The following is a 23,121-nucleotide window of genomic DNA, read 5'->3' as shown; positions in this document are numbered from 1 at the left end:
GGCGTGTGATGAACGTGCAGACCAACGCGACAGCATTCGAAAAAACCAAGTCGGCGTCAGATTGGTGGCGGGGCGGGGTGATCTATCAGATCTATCCGCGCAGCTTTCAGGACAGCAACGGTGACGGGATCGGAGACTTAAAGGGTATCACCCAGCGGCTAGGCTACATCGCCTCGCTAGGGGTTGATGCAATCTGGATTTCGCCGTTCTTCAAATCTCCGATGAAGGATTTCGGCTATGACGTCAGCGACTACCGCGATGTCGATCCAATGTTCGGCACTATGGCGGACTTCAAAGAGTTGCTAGATGAGGCCCATGCACACGGGCTGAAGGTGATGATCGATCTTGTGCTATCCCACACCTCAGATCAGCACCCGTGGTTTGGTGAAAGCCGCACCTGCCGAGATAATCCGAAATCCGATTGGTATGTCTGGGCCGATCCCAAGCCTGACGGAACACCTCCGAATAACTGGTTATCGATTTTTGGCGGTTCGGCTTGGCAGTGGGATGCGCGGCGTTTGCAGTACTATCTGCACAACTTCCTGACTTCGCAGCCAGATTTGAACTTCCATTGCAAGGATGTCCAGGATGCCCTGCTGGATGTGGCGCGCTTCTGGCTGGATATGGGGGTCGACGGCTTCCGTCTGGACACCATCAATTTCTATTTCCACGACGCCCAGCTACGTGACAATCCGGGCCTGCCGATGGATCAGAGGAACTCATCAATTGCGCCGATGGTGAACCCGTATAACCATCAGGATCACCTCTATTCCAAAAGTCAGCCCGAGAATATCGCCTTCCTGGAAATGCTGCGCTCCCTGACTGACGAATACGAGGGCCGCGCCTGTCTGGGTGAGGTCGGCGACGCGCAGCGCGGGCTTGAGATTATGGGCGAATACACCAGCGGCGATAAACGGATGCACATGTGTTATGCTTTCGAGTTCCTCGAAAAGCGGGCTTTGACGGCAGCTTACGCAAAGCAGGTTTTTGACCAGCTTGAGGACAAGGCGGGTGATGCATGGCCATGCTGGGCCTTCTCAAACCACGACGTGCAACGCCATGCTTCGCGTTGGGGGTTGGACGATGCAGCTGTCCGGCAGCACGCCGTTCTCATGATGTGCCTGCGTGGCTCAGCCTGTCTTTATCAGGGTGAGGAACTGGGCCTGCCCGAGGCAGATGTTGCGTTCGAAGATTTGCAAGACCCCTATGGCATTGAATTCTGGCCTGAATTCAAAGGTCGCGATGGCTGCCGTACTCCGATGGTCTGGGCCGCACAGGACGAACAATCCGGGTTCAGCACGAGCCGTCCCTGGTTGCCAGTCAGCGCTGCGCAGGCCGAGCGGGCGGTGGATCGGTTGGAAAAAGATCCAGCGTCGATGCTGCACCACTACCGCCATGCGATTGCATTGCGTCATGCGCACTCAGCGCTGATGTCCGGCGCGCAGACAGGGATGTCACAAATCGGTTCGGTATTAACCTTCACCCGAGAGGATGAAGCCGAGCAGGTCTTCTGCGCCTTCAATCTGGGTGACTGTCCGGTTGGCGTGACCCTGCCAGAAGGTGACTGGCAAGTGATCGGGGAGGAGTTGGGCGGCGTTCGCGGGGAAGGCAACGTGACGCTGGATGCCGCTCAATTCTGTCTATTGGCTCGGGAAAAGAGGTAAACCATGTCGGAACTCAAGCTTACGGATGTGGCCAAATCCTATGGTCCGGTCGATGTTCTGAAACATATCGATCTCGAGATCGAGCAAGGCGAACTGATTGTCTTTGTCGGCCCGTCAGGTTGCGGAAAATCCACTTTGCTGAGGATGATCGCGGGCCTTGAAAAGATCACTGGCGGTACGCTTGAGATCGAAGGGCAGGTGGTGAACGATGTGCCACCTGCGCAACGCGGCATCGCGATGGTGTTCCAGTCCTATGCGCTTTACCCGCATATGACGGTGCGCGAAAACATGGCCTTCGCGCTCAAGATCGCGAAGATGCCGAGCGCTGAGGTTGATGCCGCCGTGGAGCGCGCGGCCCAGATTCTACAGCTTGAACCCCTGCTGGATCGCCTGCCCAAGGCATTGTCTGGTGGACAACGCCAGCGCGTTGCCATCGGTCGTGCCATCGTGCGCGACCCCAAAGTATATTTGTTCGACGAGCCGCTTTCGAACCTCGACGCTGCCCTGCGCGTGGCGACGCGGATCGAGATTGCACGCCTGAAAGAGGCGATGCCCGACAGCACGATGATTTACGTCACCCACGATCAGGTCGAGGCGATGACACTCGCCAGCCGCATTGTGGTTTTGGCCAATAAGGGAGTTGCGCAGGTTGGCACGCCGCTGGAACTCTATGAGACGCCAGATAACGAGTTTGTCGCGCAGTTCATCGGCTCACCAGCAATGAACCTGCTGCCCGGGACTATTACCGCGACAGGAGAGACAACAACCGTCACGCTGGATGATGGCGGCGTGGCAATCTCATCAATCCCGACGGATGCCGCTGACGAAGGCAAAAAGGTCAATATCGGTGTCCGGCCTGAGGACTTAAATATCACTGATGGAACACCAATTTATTCCGGCTTGGTGGATTTCACCGAAGCTTTGGGTGAGGTTACGCTGCTTTACTTTGCAGTCACGGATGGACGGGAAGCCGTGATTGCAAAACTACCTGGTGTTCAGCGCAATCTGCGAGGAAAAACCGTCTCGGTCACGGCGGCACCCGAAAAGGTGCATCTGTTCCACAACGGCCAGTCGATTAGGCGCTAGTCGAGCTTCGCAAGGAAGGTGGAAACTTTTTCCAGCCCTTCGCGAATGATCGACGGAGTATTGGCGTAACCGATCCGAACACAGCCTTCGAGACCCAAGGCAGAGCCCGGCGTGAACATCACGCCGGTTTCCCGCAGCAGTTTCACACAGAACTCGCGCGAGGGCATGTCAACATCGTAATGCAAAAGTGCAGTTGTTCCTGCTTTGGGTTTGACCCAGCTGATTTTGGGCTCGCTTTCGACCCATTCTTCCAGCATGGCGAGGTTGCCGCGCGTTATGGCGTGGCTGCGCGCCAGAATCTTGTCGTGGTTTTCCAGCGCAAGCGCGGCGAAATGGTCGTCGATCATGCCGACCGAGATCGTGTCATAGTCCCGATGGATCGAAACCGCTTCGATCAATTCTGGGTTGGCCGCAATCCAACCCAGTCGCAGCCCTGCCAGCGAAAACGCCTTGGACATGCCCGCGGTTGAAATGCCTTTCTCATAAAGATCTGCAACCGCATCCGTCATGCCCGAACCTTCTTGCCCGGTACCGCGATAGACTTCATCACACAGCAACCATGCTCCAGCGGAGCGCGCGATTTCGACGATCTTAAGCAGGAATGCGCGATCCATCACCGCACCGGTTGGGTTGTTGGGGTTGTTGATGGCAATCAGTTTGGTGCCCGGAGTTACGGCGGCGCGCAGCTCCTCAAGATCGGGCAAATAAGCGTTCTCGGCCCGTAAATGGATCTGCGTCACCTCCGCGCCGATGCTGGCCGGGATAGAATAGTGTTGCTGATATGTGGGCACGACGGCCACCACCTTGTCGCCGCGCTTGACCAGCGTTTTGTGGACCAGCATGTTGGCACCGATCGTGCCATGGGTGACGATGACATTCTCACGCTTTTGCTGGTCATATAGGTTACAAATCGCATCGCGCAGCCGGTCCGATCCCCGGATCGCGCCATAGGTCATCTTCATCCCAAGCAATTCAGACAGATCATCCGAGTTTTTGCCGGAAAGCTTCAAAAGCTCGGCGATACTCAGGCTCTCGACGCAAGTCTCTGCAAGGTTATAGGCGCAGCGGGTTTCCCATTCATCCATCCAAATTTCGACGCCAAAGGGTTCGATCTTCATCGCGCTATCCTGTTCGACTAAGCCATCGCGCATCGTTCCCATGGCGAAGCGGCAAGGTCAACCTCGGCAGATGACCGTCATCGAACTTGCACAAGAGGCGCGTATCGTTACCGGTAGATCGCCACAGGATCACCCAACGCATCTTCATCTGGGTGAACGCCAAGGCCGGGTGTTTCGGGTAGATGCAGGTGGCCATCCACGTTTCTCGGCCCGCGCCCACCGGCGATATCGACGGTGATCATGTCCTGACAGGCCCAGACAGCATGGCAATTCACATCCGGAATTGTCGCCGCCAGATGCAGCGCTTCGGTATCCGCCAGCACAGAACCACCGGTTGCCATTACAAACATGTCAATCCCATGCGCCAGCGCGACATCGCGCATTCGGGCCGCTTTGGTCAGCCCGCCGACCCGATTGAGCTTGATGCCGAATATTTCGGCAATGCCATCGCGGGCTATGCGCGTCGCGTCCTGAAGGGTAACAAGGCTTTCATCAACCGAAACAGGCGAAGCATGTTTGCCTGAGATCGCGGCAATGTCATCCAGTGTTTCGCAAGGCTGTTCGATCATGACATTGAGGTCTTCGACCGCACTCATCACGCGTAATGCCTGCTGCCGCGACCAGCCGCGATTGACGTCATAGAGGATGATGTCTTCGGGATTGCGCAGGCTTTCCACGTCACGGATTCGGGCGATATCACGGGCCACATCGCCGCCGATTTTGACGGAATGAGCGATATAGCCGCGCTGCCGGTATCGTTCGATGACGGCGCGGGTTTCTTCGATTGTCTTGGCTCCTACGGAGGATGCGATTGGGCGCGGCGTACGCGACCCTCCCCCCATCAAATCAGCAATCGGAAGACCAGCAACCTGACCGGCTATGTCCCAACACGCCATGTCAATCGGGCTTTTGGCGTAGAGATGTCCGGGTAGGGCCTGATCCATCGCGCGTTCAACATCCAGAACTCGCCGCGGGTCGAGGCCAAGAACAAACGGTGCCATCGTCTCGATCCCGGCCCGTATGCCGGGGCCGTGGGCGGGTACATAGGTATGCCCCCAGGGCGTGCCTTCGCCCCAACCAACAAGCCCTTTGTCGGTTTCAATCTTGACCAGCGTCGCATCGAGCTTCTCAAACTTCAATCGCCCGCCTGACAGCCAGTATGGATGCTCCAATGGCAGGTCGATTTGAAAGACAGAAATCCCGGTAATTTTCATTTTGGTTTCACCTCGACGCAGTATGTCATGCGGCATCCATCCGAGGCAGATCATCCATTCCATCGCCCCGCCACAAGACAAAGGTCAGGATTGAATGATCGCTTGTCGTCATGGCGTGGCTTTGCCAACTTTCATGCTGGCGGGTCTGGCCCGGCCCGACAAGCTGTGCATTCCCTTCAACCTTAAAACAGGCTTTTCCAGCGAGCGTCAGGTATAGCTCTTCAGCCTGGTGGCTGTGCCAGTCATACTGCAGACCTGCGCCCCAATAGGCGACATAACCGCGTAGTTGGGTCGAATGGAAATGCCCGCTGGGTCCGAACAATTCGTAATACCCGTATCGGGACAAGAAATCCGCACCGACTTCGGATTCGGAATAGGTCAGTTTCCAGTGCGCTTGCTCAGCAGTTGCTGCAATAGCCGTAACCAATGCCTGTGTTTCGGGCGTACCTTTCAGACCAAATTTGCTGACAAGCCGGGTTGCCGGAATCTGTGCGGGCTGTAAGTCCGTTCTGGATAAATCTGTTGGCCAACCCCCAAAACCCGCCAAATCCGGGTGGTTCTGATGCAATCGCCTGGCGGCCATTAAAACATCATCCAACGTCATGGGATCACCACGATGTTTCCGGTGTGTTTCTTCGCGATGAAGGCGGTTTGTGCCTCATGCAATTGGCTTAGAGGGTAGGTTGCGGCCAGGGCCGGTTTTACTTCGCCCGCTTCGATATAACGTACAAGATTTTGCATTACTTCGGGGTCGATGACGGTCGAGCCTGTAAAGGTCAGATCGCGCAAGTAGAACGTCCGCAAATCGAACTCGACCATAGGGCCCGCGATGGCGCCCGAGCAGGTATAGCGTCCGCCGCGTTCAAGAATGCTGATAAGCTGCGGCCAGTATGACCCGCCCACCACGTCGGCAACGACCGTGATCTTTTCGTCTCCCAACGATTTGCGCAAATCATCGGGGGCGCGGGACAGGATGACATCTGGACCCAAGAGGGCCACGTCGTCGTGCTTAACCTCCGACGCCATCGCGATGACCCGCGCATTTCGGCGCTTGGCCAGTTGAACCAGAGCGCCACCGACGCCGCCAGATGCGCCCGGAACAAGAACAGTGTCAGCCGCAGTGACCTTGGCGCGGGTCAGCATACCTTCGGCGGTTGAGTAGGAACAGGAGAAGGTTGCCAGCTCAGCATCTGAAAGTGTTGATTGGATGGCTATCGCATTGACGGCCGGGATCGTTGTGTATTCAGCAAAGCCGCCATCTCGCTCTGATCCGAAGTAGCCGGTTTTGTCCTTGTTCACCGGATCGGTCGGATCGCGCAACCAGCAATCGGTTATCACACGCTCGCCCAAGCGGTTTGGATCCACGCCGTCTCCAACTCCAACGATCTGCCCACAGACATCCGCCCCTTGAATGCGCGGAAAGGCCAGTGGCGCTCCGCCCCAGGTTGGGTCATCAGTGCCGACCTCTTCAAACGCGCCACCGGTGGTCGCATCGCTGACTGTTTTAGAATACCAGCCGGACCTAGTGTTTACGTCGGTATTGTTCAGGCCACAGGCACCGACCTTGATCAGAACTTCGCCCGGTTTGGGAGTGGGACAGGGCCAGTTTTCGTGCCAGACCATCTGATCAAGATCACCGTGCCCCATGGTGACCATCGCCTTCATTGTCTCGGATTGGGCCATGCGGCAAACTCCGTCGATGCATTTACGGTGACCTCAATCAAGCGCGGTAGTGAGCTGAAAGACATCGGTCCGGCCCCCTGAGTCGATTTGGTCTCGACACCGTATGCAAACAAAAATACCATCGTCAATCATGAATGGGACAGATGTATCAAATTTAGTTTTGGAACGGCTGGCGGAAGAACTGTCTCAGTTGACACCCGAGGCACGCAAGGCTGCGACCTATGTGCTTGAGAACCCGCGCGACGTGGGCGTATCGACTGTACGCGAAATTGCTGAAGCCGCCAATGTGAAACCCAATACCATTGTCCGAATGGCGCGGCAGGTGGGGTTCGAAGGCTACGAAGATTTCCGGGTTCCCTTCCGCGAGGCGATCCGGCGCGGGCAGGCCGATTTCCCGGAGCGCGCGCGTTGGCTGCAGGATATTCGTAAGTCCGGCAATATGGGCGGGCTTTATGCGGATATGGTTCAGGACGCTCTGCGCAACGTCGAGGAGACGTTTGCCAATATCTCGTCCGAACAGCTGAAAGCCGCAGCTGAAGATATCTGGAATTCGCGTAACGTGTTCGTACTGGGCGTTGGCGTGAACAATTCGAATGCGCGAAACTTTGTTTATCTGGCCTCGACGGGCATGGTGCAGTTTCATGCTATCCCGCGCGCCGGATCAAATCCGATTGACGATCTGGCATGGGCGGACAAACGCGATGTACTAATTGCGATGACCTGCAAACCTTATCGGAATGAAGTGGTCGAGGCGGTGCAAGTTGCCCGAGAGCAGGGCATGACGGTGGTCGGTCTTTCTGATAGCCCAGCCAGCCCTGTTCTGCGCAATGCACAACACGGGTTCGTCATCTCGGCGGATACGCCGCAATTCTTCCCGTCATCAGTAAGTACTATCGCATTGCTCGAAACGCTTTTGTCCTTCGTCATTGCTGTGGCCAGCGACGAGATCGTCGAAAGAGTGGCGACCTTTCACAAGCGTCGCCATCAGCTAGGTCTGTATCACGCGGAAGAGCCCTGATTGGATCAGGCCAATCCGCATTGGCCATTCAGCCACGCACCAGGTGGCCACCATCCACATCCAGCACAGCTCCCGTGAGATAGCCATTTGTCATTGCCATTATCACAGCTTGGGCGATGTCCTCGGCCTCACCAATACGTCCGACGGGCAGGCTGTTACCAACCTGAGCGAACATGGCCTCGCGAGCCTCATTCGACATTGCCGCGTAAGCCTCGGTCGCAACCATTCCAGGGCTGATGCAGTTCACACGCGCACGGTTTGATAGCTCCAATGCCAACCCCTTGGACAGGGCTTCGACTGCCGCGTTCACGGCCCCAAGACCCGTTGCACCGGCAGAGGGTCGGCGGCTGAGGACGCCAGAAAAGAAGGTGATGGAGCCGCCTTCAGTCAAGACAGGCAAGACTTCACGCGCCGCCACATAGGGCCCGATAAATTTAGCCTCGAACATCGCGCGCAGGTCAGTGGTTGGCAATTCGGCGAAGGCCCCACGCGCTGCGCTTGAGGCAGAGATGACCAGATGATCTACTTTTTCAAGGCCGCTGGCCCAGGACTTCATGCCAGTTTCGTTTGTGGTATCGACCGGTGCGATCTGAACTTCGCCTCCGATGTCTGCCGCTGCTGCCTCCAGCTTGGCGAGACTCCGGCTGGCGATGGTAACTTTCGCACCAAGCGCCACCGCCAGCTTTGCGGTGGCCTTACCCATGCCGCTGCTGCCGCCAATGATAACAACGTGTTTGCCGATGAGGGCCGTTTCGAAAACCGAGTTCATTGCTTTGGTTCCTTGCTTGTCGTGTTTGTTAAATGAGTCAATCGATGCTGAGCACCAACTTGCCGGTGGTTTCGCCCGCCTCTAGGCGGCGATGCGCTTCCGTGGCCTTGGCGATTGGGTATGTGGTGATCTGAGGACGCAGAATGCCAGTTTCCAACAGCTTGAATACCTTGGTCATGTCCGCGCCGAATGCAGTTGGTCGGTTGGAAAAATACGTGTAAATATCGCTGACCCGAACTGAGACAGATTTCTGGAAGTGTTTCGCCAGATCCTCGGCAAAACCGCCAGCTGGCGGCCCGGCAAGGAATCCGAAGAGCACAGCCGTTCCAAGGGGAGCCAGCGCATCAAGGTCTGATTTCAAGGAGTCACCGGAAACCGGATTCAACGTCAAATCAACACCGCGCCCACTTGTGATCTCTGACACCAGCGTGGCCACGTCCTGAGTACGATAGTCGATGACAAAATCTGCTCCTTGCGCCTGGGCGTATCCGACCTTTTCAGTGCTGACCGAAGCGATCACAGTCATGCCCAGATGCTTGGCGATGTGTAGGGCCATCGTGCCCACTCCGCCTGCAGCCGCATGCACCAGTACGGATCTTCCGGCCGCCGCACCGCCCAGATTGACCAGCATGTGATAGGCCGTCATTGCGTTGACAGGGATTGCTGCTGCGGTTTCAAAGGCGATGGTATCGGCAATTTTGGTTACATAAGGTGCACTTATTACGGAATGCGTACCATAGCCGCCCGCACCAATCGGCCCCATCCATGCGACGCGATCACCCACGGCGAAACCAACGGCATCTTTGCCCGTCGCTTCGACGATTCCGGCACCTTCAACGCCGGGTACATGGGGCAGGTCTGGCATCATGCCCTCTGGCATTTCGCCACGGCGAATAATCGTATCGATAAAATTCACCGCCCCGGCATGATTACGGATCAGGATTTCTCTGGCACCGGGCTGTGCGACCGCTTGGCCAACACTTCGCAGAACTTCGGGCCCGCCAGTTTGGGTGATTTCTATCGCGTACGGCATGATGCATCTCCTTTTGTTTCGCAGAAGATAGCGATGACGCCATTTCGTGATAATAGTTGAATTTAGAAGGTATTATCTCATAGATAGAATTATGATCTTCAACGACCTTGGCCTGTTTACTATTGTCGCCCACCACCTCAGCTTTTCCAAAGCTGCAGATCGTCTGGGTATTCCGCTTAGCAGGATTAGCCGCAGGATTGCCAAGTTAGAGGATCATCTGGGCGCTAAGCTATTCGAGCGCACGACAAGGCAGGTGCGCCTGACCGAAGAGGGGCGCCGTCTTCTGGATCGTTGTCAGGATCCGATTGAAGCGCTTCAGCGTGTTGCGGGTTTTACCGATGACACGCGGCACCACACGATTCGCATTACGGCCCCACCCTTGGCAGCTCGTACAACGATAGGGCCAAAGCTGGTGGATTACGCCGAACAAAATCCTCAGGTCCAGCTTGAACTGACGACGACTAACATCATGCTGGATTTTTTCGCGGACAATATCGACCTCGCCTTTCGGGTCGGTCCGCTTGCGGACTCCGGTCTTGTTGCCAAGCGGTTATGGTCAGTTCCATATTGTTTTTGCGCAGGGCAGGGCTTCATTCGAGAGCACGGACTTTCGGGTCCTTTAACGCGACCGAAGTTCCAGACTCTTCCTGCGCTGATAGCGGGTCAACCCTGGGTACTGGAAACGGGAGAGACGGTGAATCCAGCCCACATAGCCCATAATATTGGCGACCTTGATGTCATCGCGCAGGCCGCTCGTCGTAATCTGGGGATAGCGATGTTGCCGAAGGATATGGTGGAGGGCGATCTGCGACGACTGGAAGTTGAGAATACTGTCCCGCTGACTCGAGACATGTATGCGGTTTATCCCAGCCGTCGCCTGTTGCCCGAGCGTGTCAGGAAACTGATCGATTTCATGGTGCCGGGATAAATCCTACCAATCAATTTGCACCCCATCCCGAAAGAAACCACCTGTTGGACCGTTCACGGGCAGTGTTGCAGCCCACACGACGCCCTTGGCCCCTTCGGACACCGGGCGACCACCCCCGCCCATGTCAGTGGCGACCCAGCCGGGGCACACTGCGTTGACAAGGATGCCTTCGGGTTTCAAATCAGCCGCAGTCTTGATGGTCAGCGCATTGAGCGCTGTTTTCGAGATGCCATATCCGGGAGTGCTGGATGACATGCCTGTCAGCGCTCCTGAGCCGGAAGACACGTTTACAATCCGGGCATCATGACCATTTTGAAGCAAAGGAACGGCCGAAATGGTTGTTGCCCAGGCTCCGAAGAAGTTGGTCTCGAAAGCACGGCGTACGCGCACCAGGTCGGCGCTGAGCGCGTGCTGATCCGTGTCGTAGTCAACGCCTGCATTGTTTACCAGTATGTTGAGATATCCGTATTCGGAGTTGATCTTATCAAAGGCAGCGTTGACCGAGCTCTGATCGGACACGTCCAGTTGCAAGGCCTTAGCTCCATGCCCAATCTCTTCGGCCGTGGATTGTCCCTTTTGCGGGTCGCGCGATGCTACCAAAACAAATAATCCATGATCGCGGGCCAGTTGTAGGGCGACTTCTTTGCCGATGCCTCGATTGGCTCCGGTCACAAGTGCGATACGTTGTTCGGTCATGAGGTTTCCTTTGAATTTTCGTCAGTTAACCGAAAGCAAAGCCTAATAGTGAGATTGCCAACATCGCTCTGGCAAGGCAACCGGCGCGCAACGATGCAGCGTTAACTGATGTCAGTTAGCCCCGGTCCCGCGGTCACCGGCGAGGGCGACGAGACCACGGTCGCCGGTTTCCCAAAGAGCGGTCATTGTCATCGCTGTTACAACCCAGCGGTCATCTGTTTTTTCCAACGCATAGTCATAGCGGCCGCCCAAAACCCATAGGTCATCGTCAAGACGGTGGGTGGCGGTGAAATCAGCCTGCGCTGTTGCGGCGGTTTCTGAAACTGAGGTGATTGCGTGGTTGGTCACCATGTGATGCGTGCTGTCGAACCCCGGCAAGAAGGCGGCCCAGCCCGCAACAAGTTCATCGGCGGGTTGGGTTGCCGGGTCTCCACCCCAAAGGCTCGTGTAGTCAATGGTGACGTGATCGGCGAAGGCATCCCTTACACGGGTCCAATCATGCCGGTCTGCGCCTGCAGCGATATCCGTTAGGGTGCGGGTGATGTCGGTTTGATCGGCCAATGCAGGGCCTCCAATCATTGTTATGGCGGTGAGCATGGCGATGAGGGATCGTTTCATATCCGGGTCCTTTGTCAGAGTTGGACAAAGCAACGTACGTTGCTGCGCCTGCTTCATTCATTAGCCAAGCGTTCAGGCACGGGCGCTAAGGTGTATTGCGACCAAAAAAACGTATTCGCCGCATCCTGATCGGCACTGAGATTGGTGGCCTCGACGATCTTGCCGTTCTCGATCCGGTAGACCAGAGCCCAGATGGTATCGACATTCGGCTTACCTTCGGCGTTGGACCAGCCTCGGTGAATATCTACAACATGGGTTTCATCCGCGCCAAAGTAGATCGGGTCAGCCTGAAACCCAGCTGCGCCCAATTGGGCGAAGAAGGCCAAAACTTCATCCCGACCGTTTTTGGTGCCGCTCAGCGGATGGCGGCCGGGAATGTGCCATTGTACGTCCTCGTCCATGACAGCGGCGATTCCATCAAGGTCGTTCGAGCCGTAAGCCGCAAAAAAGTTCTGAACCACTTTCATATTGTCTTCGGGGGTATCGGCCATTGCGTTGCCTCCCATAACGGTCGCGACCGCGAGTGCTCGTTGAAGTTTTCGGTTCATCGGGGTCTCCAAGGGAATGAGACGTCGGATAGCGAGGTCCGACGCCTGATCAGCAGGATCAATTATCCAATCCGGCGCGGAAGTGGTCGGCAACGGCGTCGGCCGCCTGTGTCACGTCCTCGGGGTTGTCGTAGAAATCGAACTGCGTGACATCCTCGAGCCACTGCGCAGTCGCGTCACCGGCAAATCCGGCAAGGAAGGTCTGCACGCCCTGCGGGATCGCTGCGCTTTCAGAGTGAACAATGGTCAGCGGTTTATCCAGCCGCTGTGGGTTGTCGGCGGGATGGTAGGTCAGCCAGCCTTCCCAGCCTGCATTGTTCCATTTGTCATCATATTCCGGGATCGCCCCACGGTCAGCCTCATAGTAGTAGCCACCGATCGGCATCAGCACGCCTTCGGCACCTTCTGGACCCGCGGCAGGAATGATCTGGCCCCCGGCGGCTTCGGCAGCCCGAGAGACTTGAAGCAAGCCGGCAACACCTTCTGCGCCGCCGTAGACGGCCTCAACAATTTCGGCGTTCTGCAGCCAGGGAGCAACCAAACCAAGTCGCTGAACCAGCGGGTTGCCCGAGACGGCATCGACCATATAACCCGCTGAGGCGCAGATACCCAGCCCATTGATGTGCTCGGCGTCCACTTCTGGCAGGGTCGCTATGAATTCGATCGCAGCCTTGATGTCCGAGGTCTTGGCTTCGGGGCTTTCGACAAAGCGCGCTTGGTTCGGCAGATCGCCGGATTTACCCCAGCCTCGGAAATCGAAGGTGAAGGCGGCAAATCCGCGTTCGGCCATTTCCCGGGCATAGTTCGCCGGCATCTGTTCTTGTACCGAGGTCCAGGCCCCTGTGACCACGACCGTTGGCAAAGGTGCATCGCCGCGTTCTTCGGGTAGGTACAGTGTGCCGGATAGGGTGGCACCTTCATTCTCAAAGGTGACAATGCGGGTTTCGACCTGTGCGACGGCAGCTGTCGAGGCCATTAAAGCCGCAGCGGTATTCAGAGCGAGGGTTTTCATCGCGATATCTCCCAAAGTCTGTCTGGATGGGCGCAAGCCCGATGACGAAAGAGATACGTTGCCGGAGGTTCACTTGATTGCACCGGACTGCTGTGTTTTTGAATGATCCTGCATCAAGCCATGTTGGCCGCGCGATAAGCCTTGGGGGTTTGTCCCACCACCTGTTTAAAGCTGCGCGTGAAATGAGCCTGATCGGAAAAGCCACATTCCAAAGCGATATCACCCAGAGGACGCTGCTGGTCCTGCATCATCTTCATCGCCTGTTCCATTCGGTAGGCCATGACATATTGCATCGGGGTCGTACCCAACGTCTCTTTGAACATGCGTGCGAAGTGCGAAGGGCTCATTCCCGCCTCGGTCGCGAGCTGCTCAACGGTTATGGTCTGATCCAGCCGGTTCTGTACAAAGGCCAAAACGCGCTGGTAATGCCGGGATGTGAAGCGGGATGACAACTTAACATCTTCGATCCGGCGTTTTCCATATTTCTGGAGCAGTTTCACTAGGAATACGCGGCTCATGGCTTCGAACATCACGACCGAAGACATGTCGGTCGATTCCAATGCGTCACGCAGTATAACGCCAGCCGTGCACAGATCAGGGTCCGAGAACTGCGGCAAATCCCGAAATTGCTGCGGGTCAAGCAGCATGCCCAGCTCGGACTGAGCAAAGCGTTCAACCTTAGCCGGGTCCAGCGTGATAACGATGACATCAGACGTCGCGTACCACCGCCAACCCGATCGCATACCAGCCGGAGTGACGATGATTTCATCCTTGTGAAACATGAAATCCCGCAACTCACCATCCCTCCAGTTCTGAACTCTGTGCGGAATGGTCTGGAGATTGAGAAGCACGTGATGCTCTTTGAAAACATCCTCGGGCATCTGATCCGGCTCAGCCCGGAAATACCGAACGGACATCAACCCTGCAGCCGAAGGCCGCTCGATCGCATCGCTGTTTAGTAAAGGTTCCGAGGGGTAAATGTCCGCATATCTCGAAGGCAATCGTCGGCTCCCATAGTGTACCTGGGCAATTCTCGCTAGCGTCGATCGTACACGGTTGAAAACATCCAACAGGGGTGCGAACCCATGGAGTGGTGCCGTGGCCACCTGCTTCTCGCAGCGCAGCTGTAGCGTTCGGGTCGACGCTTAGAGAATTTTCAAGATTGCGGTCGCTGAATCAAGACGGAACACGATGCCCGACGAGAAACACGCGCTGCCGTTGATCCGAGAAAATAGTCCATTGCCGATGGGTGATGCGCTCCGACAACAATCAAATCAGCGCCGATTTCCCGTGCGAACTCGGTAATGCGCAGCCCTGGCTTTCCCGTTTCTACCTGGCAGTTTATATCGGTCGCTTCTCCGGCGATCGACTTTAGGGTTCCCATGATTTTGTTGGTCAGATGGTTTTCGGATTTCACTGTCACGAATTCCGCCGTAAAACCCGGGATTTGTTCCAGAACTGTAAGTAGTGTGATCTTTCCGTCAGCTGCCAAAAGCTTGCGGGCAGTGGTGATTTTCTCGGCAACCAACTCTTCATGATCAATGGCAACGGGGATCAATATGGATTTATACATGTAAAGCACTCCCAGTGAGTTTCGGCGATGTCAACGAGCGGGCTTGGTGCATCATAACTTGATAAGTACTTTCAGAATTAAAGGTTCTGATCTGGTGCCCAGGACCCCGCTCTGCCTTAGTGGCCAAACACCTCGAGCCGCGCCTATTCTGGACCTCGGTTCAAGAGAAAGACGGCCACCGCATATGCAATGGCCGCCTTGAGGTTACTATGCGCTGCGATACAGTTTTGTCATCGAGAATTCCCGATGTCCCAGCGCCTCTGCCGCGGTGTTACGGCCGTTTGCTGTCCTGCGGATCATATCGATCAGAGCATCACCAGCCTGATCGATGGTTTGTTCGCGCCGCAAGATGCCTGAAACATCAACGTCCACATGCTCGCCCATGGTGCGCACTGTACGCGGGTTCGCGGTGATCTTGATGACCGGAACGATCGGGTTGCCCACCACGTTGCCCTGACCTGTCGGGAAGGTATGGATCACAGCACCGCCCGCCGCCATCAGCGTCACACATTCCGCCGCAGCTGATGAACTGTCCATGAAGTACAGGCCTTTGCCCGAGTTAGGTTGCTCGGCAGGTTCCAGAATGTCGATATACTGCGAAGTCCGGCCGATCTTTTCGAGGTTGCCAAGCGCCTTTTCCTCAATGGTGGTCAGGCCACCTTCGATGTTGCCCTTGGTTGGCTGGCTGTCGCTGAGGTCATCGGTCTGATGGGCAAAGATTACATCGTCCTGATAGGCCTTCCACATCTTGTACCAGCGCTCGCCGACCTCTTCGTTGATGGCGCGTTTCTGGCAGATATGTTCCGCCCCGGTGATTTCCGAGGTTTCACCAAAGAACCCGGTGATCCCTTCGGGCAGCAACTTGTCATACATGTTGCCAACGGTTGGGCAGGACCCCAGACCCGTTGTCGTGTCGCTTTCACCGCATTTGGTCGAAATCCAAAGCTCGTTGATCGAGCATTCCTCGCGCTGGACCTCGGTGGCCTTGTGGACAAAATCCTTGGCGGCCCATGAAGCGCGCCGGATGGTTTCAAAATCACCGTTCTGTTCGATTGAGAACTCTGCCACGTCCTTGCCGGTCTCGCGGATGCCGTCGGCAATGCGTTTGGTCCAACCCGGCTCGATGCCGATGACGACCACCGAGTGGACATTCGGGTTGGCCCCTGTGCCGATCATAGTGCGGAAATGCAGCTCGAGGTCCTCACCGAACTGAAGGCGGCCATAAGCGTGTGGGATTGCCAGCGTGCCCTTGACGTTGTTGGCGACCGCCTCGCAGGCGGCGTTGGAAATGTCATCGACGGGCAGGATCAGCACGTGGTTGCGCACACCAACCCGGCCGTTTTCGCGCCGGTAGCCCATGACAGTCATGTTTGAATATTTGCTCATGGTATTAACCCCTTACCAGCGCTTGGTCTTGCAGTTTTGCGTGTGGACATGCCCGCCGCGTGGGATGTCAGCGATGATCTTGCCGATGTCTTCGCCATATTTGATCGCCGTATCGCCGTTCTTGAGGTCCGTGAGCGCAATCTTGTGGCCAATCGGAACATCCGCGCCTGCGGTCAGGCGAAAGGTCGAGTTGTCATGTGTAATACAGCACAGCATGTCGGTGCCTGCAGTCAGGCCTTCGACGACCACGACACCGACATTGTCTTCCTCTTCATGCACCAAAAGGTGCGGTATTTCATTTGGGGCTGGATTTGACATGAAGGTCTCCGGTTTTTGCTATGGTTTAAGGATGGTTTTCGGCGCAAGCGTCTTGCCAGCGCGAATGTCTGTAAAGGCCGCGGCCCCGTCGGACAGGTCGCGGGTTTCAACCCAGTCAAGCGTCCCGAGGCGGCCCTTGAACATGGCATTGCATGTGTCGCGGAAGTCCTGTGCGGTATAGGTGTAGGTGCCGATTAGCGTGATTTCCTGCAGCGTGATGCGTCGGATATCCAATCCACCTTCGGAACTGCCTAGGCCGATGTGCAAAATCACCCCGCCCGGGCTGACGAGCGCCGAGGCAACCGCACGGGTAGACGCAAACCCCACTGCGTCGATCACCAATGGAATGTCCTGTTCCGGTGTGTCCACAACGGCGATTCCACAGGTGTCGCGAAGATAGGTCGCACGGGCTGCGTTGGGTTCGGATAAGGTCACCTGCTCGACCCCCATCGCAGTGAGCGCAAGAGCTGCCGCTAGCCCGATTGCCCCGCCGCCAATCACATGGGCACGCCGTTCGTCTGCCGGGTGCAGGGCCGCAAGCCCCAGCCGCACCGCATGCCAGCTGACCGCAATCGGTTCGGCGAGTGCGGCCTGCTCCAGCGTGATATGCGAGGGCACTTCAATCAAATTGCGCTCTGGGATAGCGACATATTCCGCAAAAGCGCCTTCGCGCGGCGGCATTGAGATGATCTGTCGCGAGGGGCAAAGGTTCTCACGTCCGGACCGGCTAGCCGCGCTGTTGGGGTCGTTGACCAGCGGATTGATGGTTACGCGACGGCCATCAGCCGTCACACCGGCCCCTTCATGGCCGAGGATCAGCGGTGCCGGGCGGCGGTCATCATGGCCCAGATAGGCGTGCATGTCAGACCCGCAAATGCCGACGCTATCGATACGGACGAGAACCTCATCGGGGCCGGGCTCCGGGTCCGCGAAATTGCGGTATTCCAGTGTTTCGACATCGGTGTAGACCAACGCTCTCATTTCGCTGTAAACCCCCCATCAACCATCAAAACTTGCCCGGTCACGAAGGCACAGGCATCAGAGCAAAAGAACAGCAACGGGCCGTCGAGGTCTTTGGGCTCTCCGTTGCGACCGATACAGGTCTGCGCAGCATTACGGTTCGCGCGTTCAGGATCATTGAACACTGCAGCCGTCAGCTCGGTTCGAAAGAACCCAGGGCCAATCGCGTTTACGCATATTCCGCTTGATGACCAGGCCTCGGCCATTGCTCGGGTCAGCTGTGCCACGCCGCCCTTTGACGCCCCATAGCTAAGCCCACCTGGAAAAGCTCGGCTGGACTGGAGCGATGCGAAATTTACGATCCGTCCCCAGCCTTTGGCCTTCATATCGGGCACTAGGTGCTGCGACAGAAAGAAGGGAACGGCAAGGTTCAATCCCAGTGTGATGTCCCACCCCTCAGGCGATACATCATCCGCAGCCTCGCGCGTGTTGATCCCGGCGGCATGCACCAGAATATCCGGTGCCCCAAACGGCTGCGACGCGGCAACGGCCAGCTCCGCCAACCGATCACGATCCGAAAGATCCCAGGGCAGGGGATGGACCTGATCCAGCTCGGCCAACGCTTCTGCACGTCGCGCCACGCCCACGACCTTAGCGCCGGCATGCGACAATACCTCTGCCGCTCTGCGACCAAGGCCGGAGCTGGCCCCGGTCACAAGAGCGGTATGTCCAGTGAGATCAGGATGATAGGTCACGGGTTGGGTCAGTCTTCGGCTGTCAGGTCAAAGTTTTCATCGGGGAAGAACTTGGCCAGTCGAATATCCGCAGTACGCGCGTGCCCCTCCATACCTTCAAGGCGTGAGATACGGGCCGTCGCCTGCGCAATCGGCTTCATCGCATCAGCGGTCGAGCGCTGCCAGGTCACGATCTTCATGTATTTATGGACGCTGAGGCCACCGGTGTAAGTGGCCGCCCGGCTCGTGGGCAGCACGTGATTGGTGCCCGAGGCTTTGTCGCCAAAGGCAACCGTGGTCTCTTCGCCCAAGAAAAGCGACCCATAGCACGTCAGCCGATCCAGCCACCAATCAAGATCATCGGCCATGACTGTCAGGTGTTCCGGGGCGTATTGATCCGATGTCGCCGCCATTTCTTCGCGATCCGCGCACAGGATGACCTCGGCATAATCGCGCCACGCCGCAGTAGCGTTTTCGCGGTTCACTTCGGGCAGGTCCTCGATCAGGACAGGCACCAGACGCATTACCTCTTCGGCCAGATCACGATTGTCTGTCACCAGCCAAACCGGTGAGTTGTATCCGTGTTCCGCTTGCCCGACCAGATCCGTCGCAACAACCATCGGATCAGCGGTGACATCCGCAAGGACCAGACTGTCGGTCGGACCCGCGATCATGTCGATGCCGACACGCCCGAACAGTATACGCTTTGCTTCGGCCACAAACTGATTGCCGGGGCCCACAAGGATGTTGGCCCTGGGAAGCCCGAACAACCCGAAGGTCATCGCTGCAACCCCCTGCACGCCGCCCATGGCCATGATCTTGTCGGCGCCACAGATATGCGCGGCGTAGACGATCGCAGGCGCGATACCGACATCTGGGCGCGGTGGTGAGCAGGCGACGATATGTTTACATCCCGCCACCTTCGCCGTCGTCACGGTCATGATCGCGCTGGCGATATGGCTGTAGCGCCCGCCTGGGACGTAGCAACCGGCTGCATCCACCGGGATCATCTTCTGGCCAGCGGTCAGGCCCGGCACAACCTCGACTGCGATGTCGGTCATGGACGCTTTCTGTGCCTCGGCAAAGCGTTTGACGTTGCTGTGGCTGAACTCGATGTCGCGCTTCAGCTTTTCTGGCACGGCATCCATCGCGGCCTGGATTTCGGCATCGCTGAGAATGACGTTACCTTCGTAGTTGTCGAATTTGGCTGCGTATTCCAACGCCTTGGCATCGCCACCTGTCTCAATGTCGGTCAGGATTCCCTGCACAATTTCACTGACATCTGACGCTCCGCTGCGCGCGGTCAGCGTGGCTTTCTTCAGGTATTCACGGGTCATGAATTAGGTCCTTTTCTTACCGCGTCTTTCGGCGGCTTATCGATAGACATCAGGCAACAGCGAGGTAGAGAACGCCGGGATATAGGCGATCATCAACGTCACGATCAGCATGAAGAAAACAAACGGGATGGCGCGGTAGGCGATCTTGAGGATCGACTCGCCCGTAATCCCCGACACCACGAACAAGTTCAGCCCCAAGGGTGGAGTAATAAACCCGACCCCCAGCGCGGTGATCATCATGATGCAGAACTGAATCTGGTTCATCTCAATCTCTTGCGCCAACGGGTAGAGAATCGGTGCCAGGATCACGATGTTGGGCGTCGTTTCCATAACGCAGCCCGCAATGATCAGGATAAGGACCATCATGGCGATCAGTACGAATTCGTTACTGCTGACTGAGGTCAAAGCCCCTACAAATCCTTGCGGCACTCCAATGATCGCCAGAGCTTCGGCCAGAGGGATCGAGAAGGCGATGATCGGAAGGATCACGCCGTTGACCTTGGCCGAACTGACCAGCATGGCCGGGAAATCCGAAAGCTTCAGGGTGCCCAGGATAAACCCGATGACGATGGTCACGACGACCGCCACGGCACCTGCCTCGGTCGGGGTCAGTTTCCCCGAGAAGATGCCGTAGAAAATGATGCCGGGGACAAGGAAAGCGTACCAGCCGGACTTGACCGTCTTCCACAGGTTCGCGCGCCATTCAGCTGCGGTCATCATGCCGCCGCCTTCCCAAAGGTTCAGCCGGTTCATCACGACGTTGGTGATCAGGATGGCCGTCAGGATCAAAAGGCCGGGGATCAGCGCAGCAAGGAACAAGGTCGAGACCGCTATACCCAGCACGAGGCCGATGATGATATAGGCGATAGAGGGCGGGATGAGGATGCCGGTGCAGGCTCCTGCTGCGACCAAAGCACAGGCGTAGGGGCGGGGATAACCGCTCTCGACCAGCCGGTCGATAGTCATGCGCCCTACCGCTGCCGCACCTGCTGCGTCCGACCCGGAGATCGCCGCGAACATACCACAGACCAAAACGGTGGCCGAACCGAAGCCACCCTTGGCCCAGCAGGTCAGGGCTTCGGCGACGTCCAGAAACTTTCGACTAAGCCCGGTTCGGACAAGCACGTCACCGGTCAGGATAAACAACGGCACAGCTGTCAGCGCGAAGGCATCGATGCCCGAGAACAGCTTTTCGCCGACAAGGCTCAGCGGCAATGCGCCGGACATGATCAGCATTGTGATCGATGCTGCGCCGATCGCGGCCCAGACCGGAACGGCGAGCGCGACAAGAGCGACGAAGAGAATGACGGAGGCGTAGAAATCCCACCCAAGTTCAAGCGTTTGACCGCCGAGTTGTTGCCACATCATGGCTCAGGCCCTCCCTTAATCAAACAGCTTGTCGCCTTCGTAGACGGGACGGCCCGTTCGAAGGTCGGCAATGTCGCGGAGGAAGGACTGCACCAGCCGAAAGATGACCAGCGCGAAGCCAAACGGCACCGCCATGAGGAAAAAGACCTGGCTGATCCGCAGGCCGTGTGTGACAGACCCGAATTTCCAGGACACGTGGACTGTCTCCCACGACCAATAGATCGCGACGAGTGCCACGATGAACATCACGATGTCGCCGAAGATGTACAGCAGCGTTTTGACCGTGCGCGGGACGTAGTGCATCAGAACATCAATGCGGATATGCCCGCGTTCCTTGACTGCAGCGGCGGCACCGATCCATGCGAGATAGATGAACGCATACCGGACGATTTCTTCGCCCCAGATGGACGAGTAGGCAAAGACCTCGCGCCGGACCACTTCGATGAACATCGTGCCGACGAGCATGACGTAGAAGACTAAAAGCAGCCAACGTTCGGCATTTTTATCAATCGCTCGAAAGAGCTGAGACATAGCATCCTCACTACCGTCACGCGGCGGCGACGTGTTCTAGTGGGTTTTTAATGGGCAAACATCGGATGAGCCGACGCTGGACGCGCCGGCCCGAAGACGCGATCAGGCGTCGTGCACGTAGTATTTCGCACGCGTGTCTGCGGCTTCTTCCAGCTTGGCGAACGCATCCATCGATCCGGCCAGCTCGGTCTTGAAGCTGTCCCATTCGCTGCGCTGATAGCCACCGGCCTCTTTCCATTCGCCCAACTGATCTTCGCTGAGCGAGTGGAACTCGACGCCGTTCGCGATCAATTGAGACATGGCGTAGGCCCGTGCCGAAGGCACTTTGGAAAGGTTCTGCTGCTGGGTGACTTCGCCCGCAAATTCGATACCTTCCTTGACGTCCATCGGCAGGCTGTCGAACCATTCAAGGTTGATCGAATAGACCTGACTGTCCGGCACCGCCTGAGTGAAGGTCACATGGCTGAGGATCTCACCAAAGCCAAAGACATGCAACGCGCCCACCGAGGGATCAAGCGCGTCTGCGACGCCTTGCCGGATCGCTGACGGAGTCTCACCCCACGCAACAGGCGTCGGGTTCGCACCCACCATGCCATAATACTGCTGCAGCATTTTTGATCCGGGTACGCGGAATTTGACACCGGACATATCGCCGGGGGTGATAATTGCGTTGCCTCCCTGGCGAACAGCGACGACGCGCGGATCGATCACGATATACATCAGCGCTTTAAAGCCAGATGCCGCGATCTTGGGGTCTACTTCCGCCTTCCAAGCTTCGGAGGAAGTCAGGTTCGTGAACCGCTGGTTGGACCCGCAGAAATATGGAAGGTTGATCAGATCAACCACGCTCGCAAAGGGTGCGAAATTCGACAGCGAGTGTTGCGCGGCTTGAATGGTCCCCCCCTGAACCGCCTGCGCCAGTGCACCACCAGCGCCAAGCTGACCACCGGGCGCCAGTTTCACATAGACCTTGCCATTCGTCATGTTCTGGATGTTTTCTTTCAGGTCCAACTGCATGATCGGATAGCTGCGAGACGCGCCCAGAACATAGGCCGTTGCCAACGTCATCTTGAATTCAGCCGCGTTTTCGCGATCGCGTTCCTCGGCGGCGGTCTGTGCTGCCGCTTCGCTGGACCACAATGTCCCAGCCGCGCCGGCGACCATGGCCGCCGTGAACGAGCCGGTGCCCGCGAGTTTCAAAAAATTCCGACGCTCGGCCGAAGCCAGCTCCTGTTTAGTCTTGTCCATGTGTTCTCCTCCCGTTGGACTTTTTTTCGGATTTATTCCTTTGATTTTTTCTCCGAAATTTCTTTTGCTTCGCTCCGCAGAATGCCGATCGAAAAGGCGATGGCCGCAGCAAACAAGATCAACATTTCCCAGATATTGTTGACCAAGGGCGCATTCGAGACTGCTCCGATCACTACGTTCGCTACAAACGCGAGCAGCAATATTCCAGCTATCAAGTATGGCATGCGTCCTCCCCAACCCATCCAATGTCTCGCACTGAGTCGTCCGCAATGTAAGCGC

The 23,121-nt window shown here is 57.0% G+C and carries 25 protein-coding genes; 4 read left to right on the top strand and 21 right to left on the bottom strand.

Going from position 1 to position 23,121, the window contains the following annotated elements; all coding sequences use genetic code 11:
* Positions 1-8: 8 nt before the first annotated feature.
* The gene (locus ACR0A1_RS10005; protein ID WP_480867313.1) at positions 9-1,664 is read left to right on the top strand and encodes an alpha-glucosidase; all 1,656 of its coding nucleotides are present in this window, start codon (positions 9-11) and stop codon (positions 1,662-1,664) included.
* Positions 1,665-1,667: 3 nt separating this feature from the next.
* Positions 1,668-2,750, top strand: a complete 1,083-nt coding sequence (locus ACR0A1_RS10000) for an ABC transporter ATP-binding protein (protein ID WP_480867311.1) — start codon at positions 1,668-1,670, stop codon at positions 2,748-2,750.
* Here ACR0A1_RS10000 and ACR0A1_RS09995 read toward each other — a convergent pair.
* The 4 genes from ACR0A1_RS09995 to ACR0A1_RS09980 form a co-directional block, all read right to left on the bottom strand.
* Positions 2,747-3,868 (bottom strand): aminotransferase, encoded by a 1,122-nt coding sequence (locus ACR0A1_RS09995; protein WP_480867309.1) that lies wholly within the window; start codon positions 3,866-3,868, stop codon positions 2,747-2,749. The genes ACR0A1_RS10000 and ACR0A1_RS09995 overlap by 4 nt on opposite strands.
* A 107-nt stretch (positions 3,869-3,975) precedes the next feature.
* Positions 3,976-5,082: a mandelate racemase/muconate lactonizing enzyme family protein gene (locus tag ACR0A1_RS09990; RefSeq protein WP_480867306.1), complete on the bottom strand. Its 1,107-nt coding sequence runs from the start codon at positions 5,080-5,082 to the stop codon at positions 3,976-3,978.
* A 25-nt stretch (positions 5,083-5,107) separates the two neighbouring features.
* A complete protein-coding gene (locus ACR0A1_RS09985) occupies positions 5,108-5,665 on the bottom strand; it encodes a dimethylsulfonioproprionate lyase family protein (RefSeq protein ID WP_480867304.1) in 558 nt (185 codons plus the stop codon).
* Positions 5,666-5,682: 17 nt separating this feature from the next.
* A complete protein-coding gene (locus tag ACR0A1_RS09980) occupies positions 5,683-6,765 on the bottom strand; it encodes an alcohol dehydrogenase family protein (protein ID WP_480867302.1) in 1,083 nt (360 codons plus the stop codon).
* A gap of 130 nt (positions 6,766-6,895) precedes the next feature.
* On the opposite strand from ACR0A1_RS09980, the gene ACR0A1_RS09975 reads away from it, so the two are divergent.
* Positions 6,896-7,783, top strand: a complete 888-nt coding sequence (locus ACR0A1_RS09975) for a MurR/RpiR family transcriptional regulator (protein WP_170392553.1) — start codon at positions 6,896-6,898, stop codon at positions 7,781-7,783.
* A 28-nt stretch (positions 7,784-7,811) separates the two neighbouring features.
* Here ACR0A1_RS09975 and ACR0A1_RS09970 read toward each other — a convergent pair whose 3' ends face one another.
* Both ACR0A1_RS09970 and ACR0A1_RS09965 read right to left on the bottom strand, forming a co-directional pair.
* Positions 7,812-8,552 (bottom strand): SDR family oxidoreductase, encoded by a 741-nt coding sequence (locus tag ACR0A1_RS09970; RefSeq protein WP_480867300.1) that lies wholly within the window; start codon positions 8,550-8,552, stop codon positions 7,812-7,814.
* Between the two features lie 37 nt (positions 8,553-8,589).
* Positions 8,590-9,585 (bottom strand): zinc-binding dehydrogenase, encoded by a 996-nt coding sequence (locus ACR0A1_RS09965; protein ID WP_170512830.1) that lies wholly within the window; start codon positions 9,583-9,585, stop codon positions 8,590-8,592.
* 91 nt (positions 9,586-9,676) lie between these two features.
* Here ACR0A1_RS09965 and ACR0A1_RS09960 point away from each other — a divergent pair, with 91 nt between their 5' ends.
* Positions 9,677-10,513, top strand: a complete 837-nt coding sequence (locus ACR0A1_RS09960; RefSeq protein WP_480867298.1) for a LysR family transcriptional regulator — start codon at positions 9,677-9,679, stop codon at positions 10,511-10,513.
* A 3-nt stretch (positions 10,514-10,516) separates the two neighbouring features.
* Here ACR0A1_RS09960 and ACR0A1_RS09955 read toward each other — a convergent pair whose 3' ends face one another.
* The 15 genes from ACR0A1_RS09955 to ACR0A1_RS09885 all read right to left on the bottom strand — a co-directional run bounded on the left by ACR0A1_RS09955 (position 10,517) and on the right by ACR0A1_RS09885 (position 23,066).
* Entirely contained in the window at positions 10,517-11,209 is a 693-nt protein-coding gene (locus tag ACR0A1_RS09955; protein WP_480867296.1) for an SDR family NAD(P)-dependent oxidoreductase, read from the bottom strand.
* Positions 11,210-11,320: 111 nt separating this feature from the next.
* On the bottom strand, positions 11,321-11,827 hold the full coding sequence (locus ACR0A1_RS09950) for a nuclear transport factor 2 family protein (RefSeq protein ID WP_480867294.1): 507 nt from the start codon (positions 11,825-11,827) through the stop codon (positions 11,321-11,323).
* 53 nt (positions 11,828-11,880) lie between these two features.
* A complete protein-coding gene (locus ACR0A1_RS09945; protein WP_170646667.1) occupies positions 11,881-12,375 on the bottom strand; it encodes a nuclear transport factor 2 family protein in 495 nt (164 codons plus the stop codon).
* Between the two features lie 58 nt (positions 12,376-12,433).
* Entirely contained in the window at positions 12,434-13,387 is a 954-nt protein-coding gene (locus ACR0A1_RS09940) for an alpha/beta hydrolase (RefSeq protein WP_480867292.1), read from the bottom strand.
* A gap of 113 nt (positions 13,388-13,500) precedes the next feature.
* Complete coding sequence (locus tag ACR0A1_RS09935) at positions 13,501-14,388, bottom strand: helix-turn-helix transcriptional regulator (protein WP_480867290.1); 888 nt, start codon at positions 14,386-14,388, stop codon at positions 13,501-13,503.
* A gap of 155 nt (positions 14,389-14,543) precedes the next feature.
* Positions 14,544-14,960 (bottom strand): universal stress protein, encoded by a 417-nt coding sequence (locus tag ACR0A1_RS09930; protein WP_170402133.1) that lies wholly within the window; start codon positions 14,958-14,960, stop codon positions 14,544-14,546.
* Between the two features lie 207 nt (positions 14,961-15,167).
* Positions 15,168-16,346, bottom strand: a complete 1,179-nt coding sequence (locus tag ACR0A1_RS09925; RefSeq protein ID WP_170392544.1) for a UxaA family hydrolase — start codon at positions 16,344-16,346, stop codon at positions 15,168-15,170.
* A gap of 12 nt (positions 16,347-16,358) precedes the next feature.
* Positions 16,359-16,664 carry a UxaA family hydrolase gene (locus ACR0A1_RS09920; RefSeq protein ID WP_170392543.1) on the bottom strand — a complete coding sequence of 102 codons (306 nt, stop codon included), beginning with the start codon at positions 16,662-16,664 and terminating at the stop codon, positions 16,359-16,361.
* Between the two features lie 18 nt (positions 16,665-16,682).
* Positions 16,683-17,645 (bottom strand): alcohol dehydrogenase catalytic domain-containing protein, encoded by a 963-nt coding sequence (locus tag ACR0A1_RS09915; protein ID WP_170594351.1) that lies wholly within the window; start codon positions 17,643-17,645, stop codon positions 16,683-16,685.
* Complete coding sequence (locus ACR0A1_RS09910) at positions 17,642-18,379, bottom strand: SDR family oxidoreductase (RefSeq protein ID WP_170594353.1); 738 nt, start codon at positions 18,377-18,379, stop codon at positions 17,642-17,644. The genes ACR0A1_RS09915 and ACR0A1_RS09910 overlap by 4 nt, the downstream gene beginning before the upstream one ends.
* An 8-nt stretch (positions 18,380-18,387) precedes the next feature.
* Positions 18,388-19,695, bottom strand: a complete 1,308-nt coding sequence (gene hisD, locus ACR0A1_RS09905) for a histidinol dehydrogenase (protein ID WP_480867287.1) — start codon at positions 19,693-19,695, stop codon at positions 18,388-18,390.
* Positions 19,696-19,731: 36 nt separating this feature from the next.
* Positions 19,732-21,063 carry a TRAP transporter large permease gene (locus ACR0A1_RS09900; protein ID WP_170402124.1) on the bottom strand — a complete coding sequence of 444 codons (1,332 nt, stop codon included), beginning with the start codon at positions 21,061-21,063 and terminating at the stop codon, positions 19,732-19,734.
* Positions 21,064-21,078: 15 nt separating this feature from the next.
* Positions 21,079-21,594: a TRAP transporter small permease gene (locus ACR0A1_RS09895; protein ID WP_170392538.1), complete on the bottom strand. Its 516-nt coding sequence runs from the start codon at positions 21,592-21,594 to the stop codon at positions 21,079-21,081.
* A gap of 102 nt (positions 21,595-21,696) precedes the next feature.
* The gene (locus ACR0A1_RS09890; RefSeq protein WP_170392537.1) at positions 21,697-22,842 is read right to left on the bottom strand and encodes a TRAP transporter substrate-binding protein; all 1,146 of its coding nucleotides are present in this window, start codon (positions 22,840-22,842) and stop codon (positions 21,697-21,699) included.
* 32 nt (positions 22,843-22,874) lie between these two features.
* On the bottom strand, positions 22,875-23,066 hold the full coding sequence (locus ACR0A1_RS09885; protein ID WP_170392536.1) for a hypothetical protein: 192 nt from the start codon (positions 23,064-23,066) through the stop codon (positions 22,875-22,877).
* Between the last annotated feature and the right edge of the window lie 55 nt (positions 23,067-23,121).

It is taken from the genome of Ruegeria sp. D6 (genome assembly GCF_056534365.1).
The sequence above is the reverse complement of the archived record's forward strand: the minus strand, read 5'-3'. Positions and strand labels throughout refer to the sequence as shown.

Excerpts from the sequence above, each read along its gene's own strand:
- ACR0A1_RS10005 (WP_480867313.1), top strand. The coding sequence starts at position 9 with ATGAACGTGCAGACCAACGCGACAGCATTCGAAAAAACCAAGTCGGCG.
- ACR0A1_RS10000 (WP_480867311.1), top strand. The coding sequence starts at position 1,668 with ATGTCGGAACTCAAGCTTACGGATGTGGCCAAATCCTATGGTCCGGTC.
- ACR0A1_RS09995 (WP_480867309.1), bottom strand. The coding sequence starts at position 3,868 with ATGAAGATCGAACCCTTTGGCGTCGAAATTTGGATGGATGAATGGGAA.
- ACR0A1_RS09990 (WP_480867306.1), bottom strand. The coding sequence starts at position 5,082 with ATGAAAATTACCGGGATTTCTGTCTTTCAAATCGACCTGCCATTGGAG.
- ACR0A1_RS09985 (WP_480867304.1), bottom strand. The coding sequence starts at position 5,665 with ATGGCCGCCAGGCGATTGCATCAGAACCACCCGGATTTGGCGGGTTTT.
- ACR0A1_RS09980 (WP_480867302.1), bottom strand. The coding sequence starts at position 6,765 with ATGGCCCAATCCGAGACAATGAAGGCGATGGTCACCATGGGGCACGGT.
- ACR0A1_RS09975 (WP_170392553.1), top strand. The coding sequence starts at position 6,896 with ATGAATGGGACAGATGTATCAAATTTAGTTTTGGAACGGCTGGCGGAA.
- ACR0A1_RS09970 (WP_480867300.1), bottom strand. The coding sequence starts at position 8,552 with ATGAACTCGGTTTTCGAAACGGCCCTCATCGGCAAACACGTTGTTATC.
- ACR0A1_RS09965 (WP_170512830.1), bottom strand. The coding sequence starts at position 9,585 with ATGCCGTACGCGATAGAAATCACCCAAACTGGCGGGCCCGAAGTTCTG.
- ACR0A1_RS09960 (WP_480867298.1), top strand. The coding sequence starts at position 9,677 with ATGATCTTCAACGACCTTGGCCTGTTTACTATTGTCGCCCACCACCTC.
- ACR0A1_RS09955 (WP_480867296.1), bottom strand. The coding sequence starts at position 11,209 with ATGACCGAACAACGTATCGCACTTGTGACCGGAGCCAATCGAGGCATC.
- ACR0A1_RS09950 (WP_480867294.1), bottom strand. The coding sequence starts at position 11,827 with ATGAAACGATCCCTCATCGCCATGCTCACCGCCATAACAATGATTGGA.
- ACR0A1_RS09945 (WP_170646667.1), bottom strand. The coding sequence starts at position 12,375 with ATGAACCGAAAACTTCAACGAGCACTCGCGGTCGCGACCGTTATGGGA.
- ACR0A1_RS09940 (WP_480867292.1), bottom strand. The coding sequence starts at position 13,387 with ATGAAAACCCTCGCTCTGAATACCGCTGCGGCTTTAATGGCCTCGACA.
- ACR0A1_RS09930 (WP_170402133.1), bottom strand. The coding sequence starts at position 14,960 with ATGTATAAATCCATATTGATCCCCGTTGCCATTGATCATGAAGAGTTG.
- ACR0A1_RS09925 (WP_170392544.1), bottom strand. The coding sequence starts at position 16,346 with ATGAGCAAATATTCAAACATGACTGTCATGGGCTACCGGCGCGAAAAC.
- ACR0A1_RS09920 (WP_170392543.1), bottom strand. The coding sequence starts at position 16,664 with ATGTCAAATCCAGCCCCAAATGAAATACCGCACCTTTTGGTGCATGAA.
- ACR0A1_RS09915 (WP_170594351.1), bottom strand. The coding sequence starts at position 17,645 with ATGAGAGCGTTGGTCTACACCGATGTCGAAACACTGGAATACCGCAAT.
- hisD (WP_480867287.1), bottom strand. The coding sequence starts at position 19,695 with ATGACCCGTGAATACCTGAAGAAAGCCACGCTGACCGCGCGCAGCGGA.
- ACR0A1_RS09900 (WP_170402124.1), bottom strand. The coding sequence starts at position 21,063 with ATGATGTGGCAACAACTCGGCGGTCAAACGCTTGAACTTGGGTGGGAT.
- ACR0A1_RS09895 (WP_170392538.1), bottom strand. The coding sequence starts at position 21,594 with ATGTCTCAGCTCTTTCGAGCGATTGATAAAAATGCCGAACGTTGGCTG.
- ACR0A1_RS09890 (WP_170392537.1), bottom strand. The coding sequence starts at position 22,842 with ATGGACAAGACTAAACAGGAGCTGGCTTCGGCCGAGCGTCGGAATTTT.
- ACR0A1_RS09885 (WP_170392536.1), bottom strand. The coding sequence starts at position 23,066 with ATGCCATACTTGATAGCTGGAATATTGCTGCTCGCGTTTGTAGCGAAC.